Source organism: Kitasatospora sp. NPDC059817, from assembly GCF_042731835.1.
Lineage (GTDB): Bacteria > Actinomycetota > Actinomycetes > Streptomycetales > Streptomycetaceae > Kitasatospora.
This window is the reverse complement of sequence record NZ_JBHWIR010000039.1, coordinates 32,404-48,623: the sequence shown is the minus strand read 5'-3', so window position 1 is coordinate 48,623 and position 16,220 is coordinate 32,404. Positions and strand designations below refer to the sequence as shown.

General features: G+C 72.6%; 14 protein-coding genes. 7 read left to right on the top strand and 7 right to left on the bottom strand.

All coding sequences use genetic code 11. From position 1 onward, the window contains the following. Positions 1-207 precede the first annotated feature (207 nt). Positions 208-2,322, top strand: coding sequence for a putative bifunctional diguanylate cyclase/phosphodiesterase (locus tag ACFV61_RS11605; RefSeq protein ID WP_380491344.1), 2,115 nt, complete (start codon positions 208-210; stop codon positions 2,320-2,322). A gap of 620 nt (positions 2,323-2,942) precedes the next feature. On the opposite strand, the gene ACFV61_RS11600 is transcribed toward ACFV61_RS11605, so the two are convergent. Next, positions 2,943-3,635: a metal-dependent transcriptional regulator gene (locus ACFV61_RS11600; protein WP_063348173.1), complete on the bottom strand. Its 693-nt coding sequence runs from the start codon at positions 3,633-3,635 to the stop codon at positions 2,943-2,945. 222 nt (positions 3,636-3,857) lie between these two features. Here ACFV61_RS11600 and ACFV61_RS11595 point away from each other — a divergent pair, with 222 nt between their 5' ends. The 3 genes from ACFV61_RS11595 to ACFV61_RS11585 all read left to right on the top strand — a co-directional run bounded on the left by ACFV61_RS11595 (position 3,858) and on the right by ACFV61_RS11585 (position 6,629). Further along, positions 3,858-4,622 carry a sugar isomerase domain-containing protein gene (locus ACFV61_RS11595; RefSeq protein ID WP_063348174.1) on the top strand — a complete coding sequence of 255 codons (765 nt, stop codon included), beginning with the start codon at positions 3,858-3,860 and terminating at the stop codon, positions 4,620-4,622. Between the two features lie 220 nt (positions 4,623-4,842). Further along, entirely contained in the window at positions 4,843-5,751 is a 909-nt protein-coding gene (locus ACFV61_RS11590; protein ID WP_380491342.1) for a DUF4231 domain-containing protein, read from the top strand. A 23-nt stretch (positions 5,752-5,774) separates the two neighbouring features. Beyond that, positions 5,775-6,629 (top strand): alpha/beta fold hydrolase, encoded by an 855-nt coding sequence (locus ACFV61_RS11585; RefSeq protein ID WP_380491347.1) that lies wholly within the window; start codon positions 5,775-5,777, stop codon positions 6,627-6,629. Positions 6,630-6,651: 22 nt separating this feature from the next. Here the strand turns inward: ACFV61_RS11585 and ACFV61_RS11580 are convergent, their stop codons facing one another. The 3 genes from ACFV61_RS11580 to ACFV61_RS11570 all read right to left on the bottom strand — a co-directional run bounded on the left by ACFV61_RS11580 (position 6,652) and on the right by ACFV61_RS11570 (position 13,093). Beyond that, positions 6,652-7,620: a 2-hydroxyacid dehydrogenase gene (locus tag ACFV61_RS11580; protein ID WP_380491340.1), complete on the bottom strand. Its 969-nt coding sequence runs from the start codon at positions 7,618-7,620 to the stop codon at positions 6,652-6,654. Positions 7,621-7,709: 89 nt separating this feature from the next. After that, positions 7,710-11,630: an FxSxx-COOH system tetratricopeptide repeat protein gene (gene fxsT, locus ACFV61_RS11575; RefSeq protein WP_380373307.1), complete on the bottom strand. Its 3,921-nt coding sequence runs from the start codon at positions 11,628-11,630 to the stop codon at positions 7,710-7,712. 83 nt (positions 11,631-11,713) lie between these two features. Continuing rightward, positions 11,714-13,093: a TIR-like protein FxsC gene (locus tag ACFV61_RS11570; RefSeq protein WP_380484335.1), complete on the bottom strand. Its 1,380-nt coding sequence runs from the start codon at positions 13,091-13,093 to the stop codon at positions 11,714-11,716. A gap of 207 nt (positions 13,094-13,300) precedes the next feature. Here ACFV61_RS11570 and ACFV61_RS11565 point away from each other — a divergent pair, with 207 nt between their 5' ends. Beyond that, the gene (locus ACFV61_RS11565) at positions 13,301-13,495 is read left to right on the top strand and encodes a DUF397 domain-containing protein (protein WP_063348179.1); all 195 of its coding nucleotides are present in this window, start codon (positions 13,301-13,303) and stop codon (positions 13,493-13,495) included. A 74-nt stretch (positions 13,496-13,569) separates the two neighbouring features. On the opposite strand, the gene ACFV61_RS11560 is transcribed toward ACFV61_RS11565, so the two are convergent. From ACFV61_RS11560 to ACFV61_RS11550, 3 genes are all read right to left on the bottom strand, one after another. Further along, complete coding sequence (locus ACFV61_RS11560) at positions 13,570-13,956, bottom strand: fucose-binding lectin II (RefSeq protein WP_380491339.1); 387 nt, start codon at positions 13,954-13,956, stop codon at positions 13,570-13,572. Between the two features lie 327 nt (positions 13,957-14,283). Next, positions 14,284-14,535, bottom strand: a complete 252-nt coding sequence (locus ACFV61_RS11555; RefSeq protein WP_380491337.1) for a hypothetical protein — start codon at positions 14,533-14,535, stop codon at positions 14,284-14,286. Further along, positions 14,532-14,900 carry an ATP-binding protein gene (locus tag ACFV61_RS11550; protein WP_063348181.1) on the bottom strand — a complete coding sequence of 123 codons (369 nt, stop codon included), beginning with the start codon at positions 14,898-14,900 and terminating at the stop codon, positions 14,532-14,534. Before ACFV61_RS11550 ends, ACFV61_RS11555 begins: the two co-directional genes overlap by 4 nt. Before the next feature lie 164 nt (positions 14,901-15,064). Between ACFV61_RS11550 and ACFV61_RS11545 the strand changes: the two genes are divergently transcribed. After that, the gene (locus ACFV61_RS11545; protein WP_380491335.1) at positions 15,065-15,934 is read left to right on the top strand and encodes a helix-turn-helix domain-containing protein; all 870 of its coding nucleotides are present in this window, start codon (positions 15,065-15,067) and stop codon (positions 15,932-15,934) included. A 2-nt stretch (positions 15,935-15,936) separates the two neighbouring features. Beyond that, positions 15,937-16,128, top strand: a complete 192-nt coding sequence (locus ACFV61_RS11540; protein ID WP_380491333.1) for a DUF397 domain-containing protein — start codon at positions 15,937-15,939, stop codon at positions 16,126-16,128. Positions 16,129-16,220 lie beyond the last annotated feature (92 nt).

The following is a 16,220-nucleotide window of genomic DNA, read 5'->3' as shown; positions in this document are numbered from 1 at the left end:
GGGGGGGGGGGGGGGGGGGGGGGGGGGGGGGGGGGGGGGGCGGCGCGGGCGCGGGCGCGCGCGCGCGCGCCCGCCCCCCGCCCCCCCCGCCGTGCCCGCCGCGCGGACCACTGCGCCCCCTGCCCGGACCACTGCGCCCCCCGCCCGGACCGCCGCCGTCTGCGGCGGCCACCCCGCAGCGGTGACCGCACGCACCCGGGCGGACGCATGAGCGCCGCCCCGGTCGCCGGCAGCGCCGAGCGGTTCCACGAGGCCTGGGCGCGACTGCTCTCCGCCGACCACGGCACGGCCGTCGACCCCGGGCTGCTCGGCCGCCTCACCGCCCGCACCGCCGCCCTGCTCCACCGCGCGCAGCTGGGCGAGCCGTTCGAGCCCCGGCTGGCCGAGCAGGCCGGCGCGGAACTGGTCGACGCGCACTTCACCGACCCGGTGGTGCTGGCCCGGGCGGTGGAACTGCTCCAGGTGCAGCCGCTCGGCGACGACCGCGGCCCGGCCCTGACCGGCGCCTTCGCGGCCGGCTGGGCCGCCGCCCTGCGCGAGCGCACGCTGCGGGAGCAGGAGGCGATCCGCACCGCCGCCGACACCGCCCGCAAGGAGGCCGAGCGGGCGCTGCGCGACTCCGAGGCCCGGTTCCGGGCGCTGTTCGAGAGCGCGGCCATCGGGATCGGCATCGGCGACACCGACGGCAACATCCTGGCGGTCAACAAGGCGCTCCAGGAGCTGTTCGGCGCGAGCCCGGAGGACATGACCGGCCGCCGGGTCGGCGACCTCGTCCACCCCGAGGACACCCCGGGCGTGTGGGAGGCGTACGAGGAGCTGATCAGCGGCAAGCGGGACTACTTCCAGTTCGACAAGCCGTACTACCGCCAGGACGGCGAGGTGGTCTGGACCCATCTGACCGTCTCGCTGATCCGCGACGACGACGGCGTCCCGCAGTACCAGGTCGCGATGCTGGAGGACGTCACCGACCGCTACCGGCTCCAGGAGCGGCTGCGCCACCAGGCCACCCACGACCCGCTGACCGGCCTGCCGAACCGGGCGGCCTTCTTCGAGCGGCTGGAGAAGCTGTTCGAGGATCCGGATCCGGGCGCCAGGTTCGGCCTCTGCTACGTCGACCTCGACGGCTTCAAGGTGGTCAACGACAGCCTCGGCCACGACACCGGGGACGAGCTGCTGTCCGCCGTGGCGGCCCGGCTGAAGGCCGCGCTCAACCCGCTCGGCCACCTGGTGGCCCGGCTCGGCGGCGACGAGTTCGTGGTGCTGCTGGAGAACTGCCGGGGCGAGCAGGAGGCCGTCGCGGCGGCGAAGACGGTGCTCAAGGCGCTGGCCGGGCCGGTGCTGATCGGCGACCACAAGCTGGCCGTGGGCGCGAGCGTCGGCGTGCTGGAGCGGCGGGTGTCCACCACCACCCCGGGCGCGGCCGTGCGGGCCGCCGACCTGACGCTGTACCGGGCCAAGGAGGCCGGCCGCGGCCGCTGGACACTGTTCGACCCCAAGGAGAACGCCCGCGCGGTCAGCCGTTACGCGGTGTCGGTGCGGATGCCGGCCGCCCTCGACCGGGGCGAGTTCTTCATCGACTACCAGCCGCTGTACGCGCTGGCGGACGGCCAGCTGGCCGCGGTGGAGGCGCTGGTGCGCTGGCGCCACCCGCAGCTCGGCGTGCTCGGCCCGGACGAGTTCGTGACCACCGCCGAGGAGACCGGGCTGATCATGCCGCTCGGCCGCTGGGTGCTGGAGCAGGCCTGTGGCCAGGCCGCGGACTGGGTCAAGCGGTTCGGCGACGCCGCGCCGCAGCTGAACGTCAACCTGGCGGTCCGCCAGGCGCGCAGCGCGGCGCTCGTCACCGACCTCGGCCGGATCCTGGATGCGACCGGACTCGATCCGGCCCGGCTGCAGCTGGAGATCACCGAGTCGACCGTGGTCGGGCCCGAGGACGAGGCGCTGCGCACCCTGCACGGGCTGGTGGACCTCGGCGTGTCGCTGGCCGTGGACGACTTCGGCACCGGCTGGTCCAACCTCGCGTACCTGCGCGACCTGCCGGTCTCCGGGCTGAAGATCGCCGGTTCCTTCGTCGGCGACCTGCACGACCCGGAGAAGGACGAGTCCACCGGGTGGCGGATCGTCAGCGGCCTGGTGTCGATGGCGCACGCGCTCGGGCTGACCGTCACCGCCGAGGGCGTGGAGACCCGCAAGGACGCCGAACGGCTGCGGACCATCGGCTGCGACTGGGCGCAGGGCTGGCACTTCGGTCGCCCGGTGCGGCCGGCCGAGATCGCCCGCCGGATCGCCGAGGAGCCCCGGGGACGCCCGGTCGGGGGCTGACGCGTCGGGGCCGTCAGGGGGTAGGGGCCGAGCAGGTGGGGAAGGCCCGCGGTGGCGTTCGGCGGCGGTCGTGCAACCGCTCGGTCGCGTTCCGGAAAATCGGCCAACACCACGGCCCACCATGCGGGATGATGGCGCGTCAAAATCACCACCCGGGGCCGTGTGGTGCGTGGCTACGGCCCCGCGCCGGCCCCGGGAAGCGGGGAGGAGAGCGCCGCCATGGCCACACCGGAGGACGCCGGCCCGGCCGACGACGACCGACGAGGCCCCTGGCCGGAGAGCGGCCCCGGGCCCCGGCCCGAGCCCTCGACCAGGGTGGACCGGCGGCCGTGGGGGCGGCGCCTCGGTGTCGTACCGGACCGGCCGTCCCGGCTCGGCGCCGTCCCGCGCACCCGGACGGACCCCGATGCCGCGACCGGGCGGGAGCCGGACGGCGGGGCCCGCTTCGACCCGGAGGCGCCGACCAGGGTCCAGCGGGCCGCGCCGGAGCGGGTCGACCCGGAGGCCCCGACCAAGGTCCAGCGGCGCGCGGGCACCGGGCGCGCCGCCGCCCCCCGCGGGGGCGCCCCCGAACGGGCCCGGGCCCCGGGGGGGGGCGGGCGGGCGCGGCCCCCCGCTCCTCAGGCCTGGGCGACGAAGACGTGCTGGGCGATGTCCTTGCCCAGCTCCGCCGCGTTCTCCCCGGTGCCGACCAGCACACCGGCGACGCCGGCGCTGACCCGCACGGTGGAGCCCGGCCGGATCCCGGCCCGGCGCAGCGTGCGCATCAGCTCGCCGTCGGTCTGGATCGGCTCGCCGATCCGGCGGACCACCACGCTGGCACCGCCGTCGCCCGGCTTGACGGTGTCCAGCGGGACGAGCGCGGCGTCGAAGCCCTCGCCCTCGGCCTTGGCGTCGCCCAGCTCGTCCAGGCCCGGGATCGGGTTGCCGTACGGGGACTGGGTCGGGTGGCCGAGCATGGCGAGCACCTTGCGCTCGACCGTCTCGCTCATCACGTGCTCCCAGCGGCAGGCCTCCTCGTGGACCTGCTCCCACTCCAGGCCGATCACGTCGACGAGCAGGCACTCGGCGATGCGGTGCTTGCGCATGACGCGTACGGCGAGCCGGCGCCCGTCATCGGTCAGTTCGAGGTGGCGGTCTCCCGCGACCTGCAACAACCCGTCGCGCTCCATCCGGCCGACCGTCTGGCTGACCGTCGGGCCGCTCTGCTCCAGTCGCTCGGCGATCCGGGCGCGCATCGGGACGATGCCTTCCTCCTCCAGCTCCAGGATGGTGCGAAGGTACATCTCAGTGGTGTCGATCAGCCCAGACATCGCCGCTGGCTCCGTTCCTCGGTGTCCTCACCGCCAATTCTGACGTACTGCACCGACAACCGGGCCCGCGCAAGGGCCCCGGGTCCCGGTTTTCGTTCCTGTTGACAGCGGTGCCGCCGGGGCGCCACGGTGCTCGCCGTAGCTTTCTCCACTGGCGGCCCGGACCCTCCCGGCCCGCCCCACCCGGCCGGCGCCCCCACCGGCAGAGAGCGAAGGCAACAGATGAACGACCTGGTCGGCCGGTACTTCGACGCCGCGATCGCCCATCTCCAGCGGGTCCGGGAGGAGGAGGCCGACGCCATCGAGGCCGCCGCGGCGCTGCTCGCCGAGGCGATCGCCGAGGGCCGCCGGGTGTTCACCTTCGGTGCCGGGCACTCCGCGCTGCCGGCCCAGGACGTGGTCTACCGGGCCGGCGGGCTGGTCCCGATGAACCTGCTGAACGTCCCCGGGATGGCGGGGGTGACGGTGATGCCCGCGCCGCTGTCCAGCGCGCTGGAGCGGGTGTCCGGCCTGGCCACCACCACCCTGGACCTGACCCCGGCCGCCTCCGGCGACCTGCTGTTCGTGATCTCGCTGTCCGGCCGCCAGGTGATGCCGGTCGAGCTGGCCCGGTACGCCCGGGACCGCGGCCTGAAGGTGATCGGCGTGACGTCGCTGGCGTACCCGGGCGAGGTGCCCCCGGCGCACCCGTCCGGCACGTACCTGAAGGACAACTGCGACGTGGTGCTGGACAGCAAGATCGCGGTCGGGGACGGCGAGCTGACCCACCCGGCCGCCGAGACCACCTTCGGCCCGGTCTCCACCATCGTGACCAGCGCGCTCATGCAGGCCGTGGTCGCCTCGGCGGTCGGCCGGCTGGCCGACGCGGCGGCCGACGGCACCACCGCGGCCCCGCCGCTGTTCCGCTCCGGCAACGTCCCCGGCGGCACCGAGTGGAACGCCAAGCAGATGGCCGACAACGCCGACCGGATCCTCTACACCTACTGACGCCCACCGGTCGCGCCCGCGGGCACACCGGGCCACGCAGGGTGTCCGCCCGCCCACCGAACGTACCCGGGCCGGACAATCCACCGGGGCATCCCGGCCATTGCGGGCGGCCCGGGGGTGGGCCAGGCGTACCGGGAAGCCGCCCGGGGCAGGAGAGCGGTGCGACCGGAGCGACGGGTGGGGGCCGAACATGGCGTCTGGGGCGGGACGGACGGGGTGGATGCGCGAGCGGGAGCTGCTGCCCGGGTTCTTCTGGGCCGCCGACGCGGCCTCGCTGCGCGGCCAGCGGCGTTCGGTGCTGCTCTCCGCCTGGGAGCTGCTCCTGCTGGTGGTCGCCGCCGCGACCGGCTCGGCCGACGGCGAGCCGTGGGCCTGGCCGGCGGCCGCCGCCTACCTCGGCGCGATCGTCCTCGCGGTGGTGATCAGCCGGCAGAACCCGCAGGGGCTCTGGTACGAGGGCCGGGCCGCCGCCGAGTCGGTCAAGACGCTGGCCTGGAAGTTCGCCGTCCGGGCGGACGCCTACCAGCCGCCGCCGCACACCCTGCCGGACGCGGAGGGCCTGTACCGCGTCCAGCTCGGCGGGGTGCTGGGCGCCTTCCGGGACGGCCGGGTGGTCGCACCGGTCGCCGGGGCGGAGCTCGCCGGGATCACGGCGGCGATGCGCGACCTGCGCGAGCAGCCGCTCGCGGTGCGGCGCGAGGTGTACCTGCGGGAGCGGATCCAGGTGCAGCACGACTGGTACCGCGCCAAGTCCCGGTACTGCGCCCGGGCCGGGGCGCTGGCGGGGGTGCTGGGCGTGGTGCTCCCGGCGCTCGGGCTGGTGCTCGCGGTGCTGCGGGCGCTCGGCGCGTTCACCTACGACGCGCTGGGCACCGTCTCGGCGGTGGCCGCCTCGATCACCGCGTGGGCGCAGCTGCGCCAGTACCGCCCGCTGGCCGCCGCGTACGGGCTGGCCGCCGACGAGCTGGAGCTCATCCGGTGCCAACTGGCCCGGCTGGACGTGGAGTCGGCGGACGCCGAGGAGCTCTGGGCCCGGCTGGCCCGGGACGCCGAGGACGCGGTCTCCCGCGAGCACACCACCTGGCAGGCCCGCCGGGAGATCCGCACCACCACCGACCGGGACCACTGAGGAGGCCGCAGGTGTCGTTACGGATGGTCAAGGCCCCGGACGGTCGCGCCCTCGCCGTCGAATCCCTGGGCGACCCGCGCGGCCGCCCGGTGTTCCTGCTGCACGGCATGCCCGGCAGCCGGGTGGGCCCGCACCCGCGCAGCACCGTGCTGTACCGGCTGGGGGTGCGGCTGATCTCCTACGACCGGCCGGGCTACGGCGACTCGACCCGGCAGTTCGGCCGCCGGGTGAGCGCGGCGGCGGCCGACGTGCGGGCCATCGCGGACGACCTCAAGCTGGACGGCTTCGCGGTGCTCGGCCGCTCCGGCGGCGGCCCGCATGCGCTGGCCTGCGCGGCGCTGCTGCCGCAGCGGGTCAGCCGGGTGGCGGTGCTGGTCGGCCTGGCGCCGCGCAACGCGGCCGGCCTGGACTGGTACGCCGGGATGACCCCGTCGAACGTGCACGCCTACCAGGAGGCCGAGCGCGGGCACGGCCGGATCGCCGACGCGATGGAGTTCCGCTCCCGGCAGATCAAGGACGACCCGGTCCGGCTGTTGAACGGGCTGCGGCCCGAACTGTCGCCCACCGACCGGGAGGTGGTGGCCGACAACGGGCTGCGGCGGATGCTGCAGAGCAACTACCGGGAGGCGTTCCGGCACGGCGCGGACGGCTGGATCGACGACGTGCTGGCGTTCACCGCCGACTGGGGGTTCAAGGTCGAGGACATCGCGGTGCCGAGCTGGCTGTGGCACGGCACCGACGACCAGTTCTCCCCGGTCGAGCACTCCCGCTGGCTGGGCGACCACATCCCCGGCGCCGAGCTCTTCCTGGAGCCCGGCGCAGCGCACTTCGGCGCGTTCCGGGTGCTGACCACCGCCCTGGCCTGGGCGGCGGGCTGAGGCCTCAGGCTGTCATGAGGCCTCAGGCTGTCACCGGGGTGACCGGCGCTCCCCCGCCCAGCACGGCCAGGACGTTGTCCACCGCCAGGCCGCCCATCGCCTGCCGGGTGGCGACGGTGGCACTGCCCAGGTGCGGGGCCAGGACGGCGCGTTCCTGGGCGAGCAGCGCGGGCGGGACGGCCGGCTCGTGCTCGAAGTTGTCCACGGCGGCGGCGAACAGCGCGCCGGACTCCAGCGCGGCGGCCAGCGCCTCCTCGTCCACCACTCCGGCGGTCATGCTGACCACCACCGCCCCGCGCGGCAGCAGGGCGAGGCGGCGGGCGTCCAGCAGGTGCCGGGTGGCGGCGCTGAGCGGGGCGGTGACGACCAGCACCGTGGAGTGGGCGAGCAGGTCCTCCAGCGGCCGCCAGGTGGCGCCGTCGGCCTGCTCGGGCGGCAGCTCGCGGCGGTTGTGGTAGCTGACCGGCATGTCGAAGGCGCGGGCCCGGCGGGCCACCGCCTGCCCGATCCGGCCCATGCCGAGCACGCCCAGCGGGGTGCCGGCCAGCTCCATGCCGAGCAGGAAGTTCGGTGCCCAGGTCCAGGGGCTGCCGGAGCGCAGCAGGCGCTCGCCCTCGCCGAGGCGGCGGGTGGCGGCCAGCAGCAGCGCCCAGGCCATGTCGGCGGTGGCGGTGGTGAGCACGCCGGGGGTGTTGGAGACCAGCACGCCGCGGTCGGCGCAGGCGGCCAGGTCGATGTTGTGGTGCCCGACGGCGTGGTTGGCGACGATCTCCAGGGACGGCCCGGCCGCGTCCAGGAACTCGCCGTCGACCCGGTCGTCCAGGGTGGTGAGCACGGCGCGGCGGCCGCGGACGGCGGCCAGCAGGTCGGCCCGGGGCATCGCCTGGTCGGAGTCGTGGCAGGTGACGGCGTGGCGCGCGGTGAGCCGTTCGATCACCCCGGGCGCGAGGCGCCGGGTGACCAGGACCGGGGGCGGGGTCTGCTTGCTCATGGTCCCGCAGCGTACCCGCCGCCCCCGGCCGGAGGCCGTGCTCTCACCGGCGCCTGCACCACCGCTCACACCACCGCTCACACCGCCGCTTACACCGGCTGCGGCTCCAGGTCCCGGTTGATCCGCTTCCAGCCGCGCGCCGCCACCGTGTTGGGGTGCTCCTCGCCGAACTGCCGGATCAGCTCGCCGATCGCACGGGCCCGCAGTTCGGCGGCCTGGGTGTGCCGGCCGGCCGAGCGCAGGGTGATCGACAGGTTGGCCTCGCAGGCGACGGCGTCCGGGTGCCGGGGCGTGTAGCGCTCGCACAGGCCCTGGTAGGCGGCCCGGCCGAGTTCCTCGGCGAGGCCGATCTGGCCGTCGTCGCCGTAGGCGTTGGCCAGGTTGATCACCGCGTTGAGGGTGTACGGGTGGTCCGGCCCGACGGAGTCGGTCAGCCCTTCGACGGTGAGCCGGCCGCGTTCGATGGCGCCCTGGATGTCGCCGCTGCCGCGCAGGTAGATGCCGAGGTTGTTGGCGCAGGCCAGGGTGAAGGGGTGTTCGTCGCCGAACAGGCGGCGGTGGCCTTCGAAGACGGTGGAGCAGAGGTCGCGGGCGGCCTCCTTGTCGCCGGAGGCGCTGTGGTCGGCGGCCAGGTTGAGCGCGCAGGCGAGCGCGTCGGGGGCGTCGGCGCCGTAGCGCTCCAGGTAGCGCTCGTAGGTCTCCTTGGTGATCCGGCGGGCTTCGGCGAGCGCGCCGATGCGGCGCAGCGAGACGGCCAGGGACTTGGCGTTGCGCAGGTTCTCCGGCAGGTCGGGGTCGAGGACGTCGCCGAGGTCGGAGGTGACTTCCTGGAGCAGGTCCACCGAGCCGCGGTAGTCGCCGAGTTCGCGCAGGTCGCGGGCGAGGTTGGACTTGGTGGAGAGGGTGTAGGGGTGCCGGGGGCCGAGGACGGCGGTGCGCCGGTCGAGGGTTTCCTGGTCGAGTTCGCGGGCGGCCTCGCTGTTGCCGACGAGCCGGTAGTCGATGGCCAGGTTGTTGGCCATGGAGAGCGTGCGCGGGTTGTCGTCGCCGAACAACTCGCGGAACTGGTCGAGGATTTCGCGGTCGAGGTCGAGTGCGGCCTGGAACCGGCCGAGTGCCCGGCGGTCGGCGCCGAGGGAGCCGGCCGTCATCAGGGTGTACGGGTGGTGCTCGCCGAGCAGGGCCCGCTGGCGTTCCAGGGTGTCCTCGTCCAGGGCCAGGGCTTCGGCGTAGTTGCCCTGGGAGCGCAGCACGTTGGCGAGTTGGAAGCGCAGCAGCAGGGTCTGCCGGTCGTTCTCGCCGAGCTTGTTGGTCCACTCGGTGTCGAGGGCGTGGCCGAGGTCGCGGGCGCGGTCGAGTTCGCCGCGCTTCCAGAGGTAGCGGACGCGGTCGATGAGCAGTTGGCGGGTGTCCGCCTCGTCGCAGTTGTGCGCCTTGGAGGGCGACAGGTGCGGCCAGATCTCGTCGAAGGCGGGCCAGTTGGCGGGGTCGTCGGTGTCGCCGAGGACGGGCCGGGCGCCGGTGAGGATGCGATGCACCTCGTGGACGGCGATCTCCTGTTCGTCGTCGGTCATCTCGGCCCGGATCACCGCCTGGACGAGCCGGTGCACCTGGAAGCTGTTGCTGCCGGCGTCGACCTTGGCCAGCGCGTACCGGCCGATCGCCTGGATCACCTTGCCCAGCATGAACTTGTCGCTGAGGTCGGCGTCGTACTTCACCAGCGCCCGGATCATCTGGTCGCTGTAGAAGAGGTTCATCGAGATCGGCTCGGGTGCGAAGAACGCGCAGAGCTGCAACAGCCGGACGGCGGCCGGGGACTGCTGGCGCAGCCGGCCGATGGAGACGTTCCAGGTCGCGCCGACCGGGGTCGGGTAGTCGGCGGGGCGGGCGACGGCCAGCGCGCGGGCCGCCTCGGCGTGCAGTTGGGCGACGTAGGTCTCCACCGGGGTGCCGGTGGTGTCCAGCCAGGCGGCCGCGACCTCGACGGCGAGCGGCAGGTCGCCGACCGCTTCGGCGACCCGGTCGGCGTCCGGGCGGGACAGGCCGCGGGCGCGCCGGCACAGGTGTTCGACGCTCTCGCCGCGGGTGAAGACGTCCACCTCCAGCGCCTCGGCGTGCCCGGTCCAGGCCTGGTTGCGGGAGGTGACCAGGATGTGGCCGGAGCCGCCGGGGAAGAAGCGGCGGATCTCGGCCGGTTCGTCGGCGTTGTCGAAGATCAGCAGCCAGCGCGAGGTGGGCACGCCGCGGCGCAGCGCCTCCCTGGCGGCCTCGGCGGCTTCGGTGACGGAGTCGCCGACGCGCAGGCCGAGCCGGCGGGCGAGGTCGGCGAGGGCGGGGGCGACGAGTTCGGTCTGTTCGGCGTCGATCCACCAGACCAGGTCGTAGTCGGACATGAACCGGTGCGCGTACTCCAGCGCGACCTGGGTCTTGCCGACGCCGCCGAGCCCGTACAGCGTCTGGGGGGTGGGCAGGACGGCCGCCATGCCGCCGCGCAGCTGGTTGCGCAGTTGTTCCAGGACGGCGGCGCGGCCGGTGAAGGAGGGGTTGCGCGGCGGGACGTCCCACACGGTCGGCTTGCTGCCGGGGAAGCGCGGTCCGCTGCCGTTGGGCTCGGTCAGGGCGACGTCGCCGCGGCCGAGGGCGCGCAGCAGGGTCTGGACGGACTGCGTCTCGTCGCGGCCGACGAGGTCGACGGGGTTGCGGTTGCTGAAGGGCGCGGTGAGCCTGACGTCGCCGACGCGGACGGGGACGAGCTGGCGCCGGGTGCCGGCGGGGTCGGAGTTGACCACGGACTCCCACAGCGCCCGGGCCTGCGGGGAGCGCTGGTAGGCGGGCGAGAGCACGGCGACGGTCCGGTAGGCGGCGTCGATGCCGCGTTCGGTCTCCTCGCGCGGGTCGGTGCCGGCGCTGAGGTCGCGGGGCAGCACCCGGAAGCCGGCCCGGGTGAGCACGGACTCGATCCAGTCCGCCCACATCCGGTCCTCGGGGACGTAGGAGAGGTAGAGGTCGGCGGGGACGGACGGGCGGCGGCGGGTGAACGCGTCCACGTAGCGCAGCCGCAGTTCCTCGTCCATGACCGGCAGGGAGGTGACCTTGCGCTGGGTGATCATCGCGGTGAGGCGCTCGCAGGCAGCGAGCATCGAGGTGGGGGTGCCGGTCTGGTCGCCGAAGGTGGCGAGGATCTCCTCGTAGGCGTAGAACGGCCGGTAAGGGATCTCCACCGACCCCCAGTAGGAGGCGAGTTCCTCGCCGTTGAGGCCGGCCGGCAGCCCGTCGAAGCGGACCCGGGCGAGGGAGCGGCCGGCGTCGGCCTTCTCCTTCTCGCCCTCGTCGATGCGCATCGGGACGGGCAGGATGCGGATGCCGCGCTCGCGGTAGCGGTCGTGGATGTGCTGGGCGATCCGGGAGGCGCCGTCGATGGACTGGTCGCTCAGGGTGAAGCAGACGACCAGGTCGTCGGGCATCTGGACGGTGCAGATCTCGGCGATGTCGGACAGGCCGGTGCGCGAGTCGATGAGCACGTAGTCGTACCGCTTGCTCATGTCGGCCTTGAGGGCGTCGAAGAACTGCCCGCCGTCGAAGCGGTCGTAGAAGATGTCCCAGTCCAGGTGGGTGACGGCCTCGGAGTAGTCCCGGTTGAACTGGCCGGCGGACAGGAAGTCCAGGCTGCCCCCGGTCGGGAACAGCGGCCAGGACAGCGACAGCGCGTGCGGGTGCACCCTGGCGAAGTCCAGGTGCCAGCCCTCGGCGTGCTCGACCGGGCGCAGGGCCTCCTCGCGGTACTCGGCGATCAGGTCCATCATCCCGGTCGTGCCGGCCAGCGAGGCCGGGTCGAGGAAGGGGTGGAAGAACTTGGCCAGGCCCGGCGCCTCCAGGTCCCAGTCCACGGTGAGCACCCGGTAGCCGTTGGCGGCCAGGATCCAGGCGGTGTTGGCGAGCGCCATGGTGCGCCCGGTGCCGCCCTTGTAGGAGTAGAAGGTGATGATCCGGCCGTTGCGGTCCTGCTCCACGGACCGTCGCTCGGCCTCCCGCTGGGCGGCCAGTTCGGCCACGGTGAGGCCCCCGACGCGGAAGTTCCTGGTGGGGTTCTCGCTCATCTGGGTCGTCCTCCCAAGGGCGCCATCCCGTCATCGGGGTCATCGCCGTCGTCACGGTCTGGGTGGTCGTCGGGTCCGGAGCCGTCCTGCCCGAGGGGGGCGTCCCGGCCGAACGGGGCCGCGCCCGGGCCGCGCCGGAACGCGTCCCGCAGGTTCGGGCGGGGCGGCGGCGGATCCTCCGGCTCGGCCCTGGTGCGGCCCTCGAAGGCGTACTTGGCCTTCATGGCGGCCCGGGGCAGCGCGTCGTCGAAGTCCTCCAGGGTGTTCAGCCCGGTCGGGCCGCTCACCCCGAGGAAGCTGGGGCGGCTCGCCCGCCGGGTGATGCGCAACGCCTGGTCGCTCAACTCGCCGAGGTCGCCGCCGCGTTCCTCGCACTCGGGGTCCTCGGTGTTCCACGGCTCCAGGACGCTCACCCAGGTGGCGTCCGAGCGGTCGAAGCGGCGGACGAGCTCCCGGCGGTCCGGATCGCGCAGCGCCCACCGGTCGAGCAGGAGCAGGCCGGGGGCGGCCGCCTCCCCCTCGATGATCGACTCGACCTCGTCGTCGAACTCGTGCACGGTCGGCTGGAACCCCAACTGCCGGGCCAGCCGCACCGCGTGCTGGGCGATCGGCGAGCCGGCCGGGCGATAGGGGTGCCAGTCGGTGCGCCGGGAGCCGTAGAAGTCGGGATTGCGGTCGGGCGGCAACTCGCCCTGGTGGTAGGAGAGTACGGAGATCCGCAGCTGCTTGGTCGGCGCGCTCACGTTGAAGGCGCTGGGCAGCCCGTTGAAGTCCAGCCGCCGCCCGACCGGGATCACCGTCTCCTCCGCCACCTGCACGATCCGCGCCGCCAGCCGGTGCACGGCCAGCTCGTAGGCGGAGCGGAAGTAGGTGAGCTTCATCAGCGCGTACAGGCCCTCGGTGGCGTAGTCCGGCCCGAAACTGGCGTGGTTGAACTGGAGTTCACTGGCGACCTTGGGCAGCCGGTAGCGGCTCATCGGCGCCCACAGCACCGGCACGATGCCACTGGTGCGCTCCGCGTCGATCGTCGCCGGGTACACCGGGCGGCGGGTGAAGGCGTGCCACTCCTGCCCGCACGGGACGCTGTTGAAGTACCGGGGCGAGTACAGCGGCACGAACACCCGGCACGTCGCAAGCTCCTCCGACAGCCGCTCCGCCCACAACTCCCCCTGGTGCATGGACTCGTCCATGAAGCCGACCGGCACCCCGGCCGGGACCGTGGTCAGCTGCAGCACCGCCTCGCACAGGTCCCGGTACAGCTGGCGGACCCAGTGGTTCGGATCACCGGCGCCGCGCGTGCCGGCCTTCGGGGTGTGCGCGTAGGAGAGGAAGAAGTACGGCCGGGCATCATCCTCGTCCCAGCCACGGTCGTTCACACGCGCCTCCCCCGGGCCCGTCGGCAACCTGGTTCCCGCAGCCCCCGTGCGGCGGGGTCTCAGTGTAGGAACGAGTGAGGACCCAAGGGAATAGCACAACGAGTCGCACGAATTGACATGACCGAAACGACACGGCTGTGCGCCCGCTTATCGTGGCTCCCGGGGCCTGCTCCAGCGCGCCCGACACGGAGTACAGGGAAGGTAGCCATGGACCACCTCAACTGGCAGAAGCCGAGCTTCAGCGGTGACCAGGCGGACTGCATCGAGATCGCCTCCGAGGGCGACTTCGTCTACCTCCGCGAGTCCGACAATCCCGGCCACATCGTCACCACCACCCGCACCAAGCTCAACGCCTGGCTCCTCGGCGCCAAGGCCGGCGAGTTCGACCACTTCATCGCCTGACCTCCACGGACTGGCGGCCCCCGTGAACCCCACGGGAGCCGCCGCCTGTTGCACGATGTCCGGTCCTGCGCCTACTACTTCGGCGTGTACCAGCTGAATTCGAGGATGGTGTCGTTGTAGTCGGAGTCGTCGCCGTTCTCGGCGACGATCACCATCAGGTTGTAGGCGCCGATCTCGTACGGGCCGCCGCTGTTGAGACTGCTCGGCTTGAGGGCGCCATCGCTCTCGCCGTACTCGAAGGTGGCCACGAGCTGGCTCACGTCGGTGATGGTGGTCTGCCCGATGACGGTGTTGTGCTCTCCCGTGCCGGTGAACTGCTGATCCAGCTGGCCGTCCTTACTGGTGAGCTTCACACTCTGGAGGAGGGCCGAGTTGGTCTTCGCCTTGACGGTGATCTGTACGCCGGCGGGAAGGGTGATCTCGGCCTGGTTGCCCTTGGTAAAGGTGTATGCGTCAGACACTGACGGCTCCTTCGTTTCGGGGGACCAGGAGACGGGGTCCATGACTCCAAGTCCCCAGTTGATGTCGCAAAGCGATGCGGCATCAGAGTAGGCAAGCCGGGCGCTGGAAGATCAAAGTCACGGAAACGCAGGACAGGAGCGGCGCGCCGGTGCTAGGCCACGAGGCCGCCGTGACGCCCGGCACGGCGCGGGCCCGCCCGGAGAAGGCGGGCCAGCGTGCCATGCATGGCACCTATGTCCGATCCCGTCGATCCCGCAGCCGCTCGGACCGGGCCTGACACACACCGCCGACGGCGGCGGCCAGCAGGATCAGAACCAGCATGCCCGTCACGCCCGGCCCCGCCGGCGCTTGAACTCGCGCAGCAGGGCCAGCAGGTTGATCAAGGTGCTGGCCGGGATGTTGCCGATGGAGACCAGGGCGCGGCCGTTCAGGTCGGTCTCGCCGGACTGGGCGGACGGCCAGAGGAGGCCGAACTCGCGTCCCTCCGTGCGGAGATCGACGATCAGTTCGGTGATCTGCCGGCCGGTGAGTTGCCGCAGGGCCGGGTCGGCGGGGTGGATCGGGTGGTGGGCGATCACGCGGCGCCGTCCAGCTCGAACCAGACGCGCTTGCCGAGCTTCTGCGGCTCCGCACCCCAGCGGTGCATGAGCCCCTCCACCAGCATCAACCCCCGCCCGGACTGGGCGAACGGGTCGGGCTTCCGTTGCTCGGGCAGCACGGGACTGCGGTCCGCGACGGTGACGCGGAGCGTCCCGTGGACGACGGCGACCAGGACGACGGGCGCGGCGGTCAACCCGTGCCGCCAGGCGTTCACCACCAGCTCCACGAGCGCGAGTTCGGCATCCCCGATGGAGGAGTTGGGGTACCCGGCGCGCGCCATGGTGTCGCGCAACGCCTCGCGAGAGACGGTGAGGGAGGGGGAGTTGAGGTTGGGGTCACACATGGGGAATCTCCCAGCGGTGCAGAGGGGCTACGCATAGACGCAACTGACGACCCGTCTGATGCGCGGTTGTGGTTGGACTGTAAGGGGACAAGGTCCAACGATGCAACACTAACTGTAATTTCCCCCACACTGCGAGTAGCGTGAGCGCGCAAGGAGGCATGCCCGTGGGACTCAGGACCGAGATCAGTGAACGACAGCGCCGCTTCGGTGAGGAACTGCGCCGTCTACGCGACGCCGCAGGCGTGTCGGCACCGGAGATCGGCGCGCTGATGGGCATGAAGGGGCCAGCCGTCAGCCACACCGAGGCCGGGAGGCTGAGTCTCAACCTCGACCGCCTGCACATCTGGCTCGACGCCTGCCATGCCAACGATCCCGAGTACCGCGCTGCTCTTCTCGCCATAGGCCAGAGCAACGGCAAGGGCTGGTGGACCGACTACCGTGGCTACGTTCACCCCTCAGCCCTCGACCTCGCCGAGTACGAGGCCGATGCGACCCGCTTGGAAAGCTACGAGACTCTTCTGATCCCAGGGCTGCTCCAGACCAAGGCCTACAGCGAGATCATCCTCGAATACGCCGAGAAGAAGGTCGAGTTTCGCCGCGCCCGCCAGGAGATCCTGAGCGTCGAGAACGGAACACCCTTCCATGCCGTGATCCACGAGGCCGCGCTACACGCGATGTACGGCGGTCCAACCGTCATGCGCGACCAGCTGAACTACCTGATCGATGTCGGCAAGCTGCCCCATGTGACCATCCAGATCCTGCCGTTCGGCTGCACAGTCTTCGCCTCGACCGACATCCCGTTCATGCTGCTGCACGGTCAGCACCCGAAGCTGGACACCGTCTTGATGGAGCAGCCGCACGGCGTCCCGTTCCTGGGCGATCCTGAAGCAGTATCGTCATACCGGCGGAAGTTCGAACGCCTCAGAGGCGCGGCGCTCCCACCCCTGACCGCCTCTACGCCCGGACCCTCCCCCGCCTATCGCGACTCATGGGGTTTGCTCCAGCACATTCGTTACGCAGTACAGGGAAGGTAGGCATGGAACGGCTCATCTGGCAGAAGTCCAGTTTCAGTTACGAGACCAACTGCGTCGAAATTGCATCCGACGGCGACCTCGTCTACATCCGCGAGTCCGACGACCCCGCCCACATCGTCACCACCACCCGCGCCAAGCTCAACGCCTGGCTCCTCGGCGCCAAGGCCGGCGAGTTCGACCACTTCACCGCCTGACCCACACAGCGCAGAAGGGGGGGGGGGGGGGGCGCCCCAGCGGCGGCCCGCCCCACCCACCCCCACCCAGACCACACGCCAACAAGGAAGAA

What these genes read in the sequence shown, in the direction of transcription:
- ACFV61_RS11605 (WP_380491344.1), top strand. Translation starts at nt 208, where the DNA reads ATGAGCGCCGCCCCGGTCGCCGGCAGCGCCGAGCGGTTCCACGAGGCC.
- ACFV61_RS11600 (WP_063348173.1), bottom strand. Translation starts at nt 3,635, where the DNA reads ATGTCTGGGCTGATCGACACCACTGAGATGTACCTTCGCACCATCCTG.
- ACFV61_RS11595 (WP_063348174.1), top strand. Translation starts at nt 3,858, where the DNA reads ATGAACGACCTGGTCGGCCGGTACTTCGACGCCGCGATCGCCCATCTC.
- ACFV61_RS11590 (WP_380491342.1), top strand. Translation starts at nt 4,843, where the DNA reads ATGCGCGAGCGGGAGCTGCTGCCCGGGTTCTTCTGGGCCGCCGACGCG.
- ACFV61_RS11585 (WP_380491347.1), top strand. Translation starts at nt 5,775, where the DNA reads ATGGTCAAGGCCCCGGACGGTCGCGCCCTCGCCGTCGAATCCCTGGGC.
- ACFV61_RS11580 (WP_380491340.1), bottom strand. Translation starts at nt 7,620, where the DNA reads ATGAGCAAGCAGACCCCGCCCCCGGTCCTGGTCACCCGGCGCCTCGCG.
- ACFV61_RS11565 (WP_063348179.1), top strand. Translation starts at nt 13,301, where the DNA reads ATGGACCACCTCAACTGGCAGAAGCCGAGCTTCAGCGGTGACCAGGCG.
- ACFV61_RS11550 (WP_063348181.1), bottom strand. Translation starts at nt 14,900, where the DNA reads ATGTGTGACCCCAACCTCAACTCCCCCTCCCTCACCGTCTCTCGCGAG.
- ACFV61_RS11540 (WP_380491333.1), top strand. Translation starts at nt 15,937, where the DNA reads ATGGAACGGCTCATCTGGCAGAAGTCCAGTTTCAGTTACGAGACCAAC.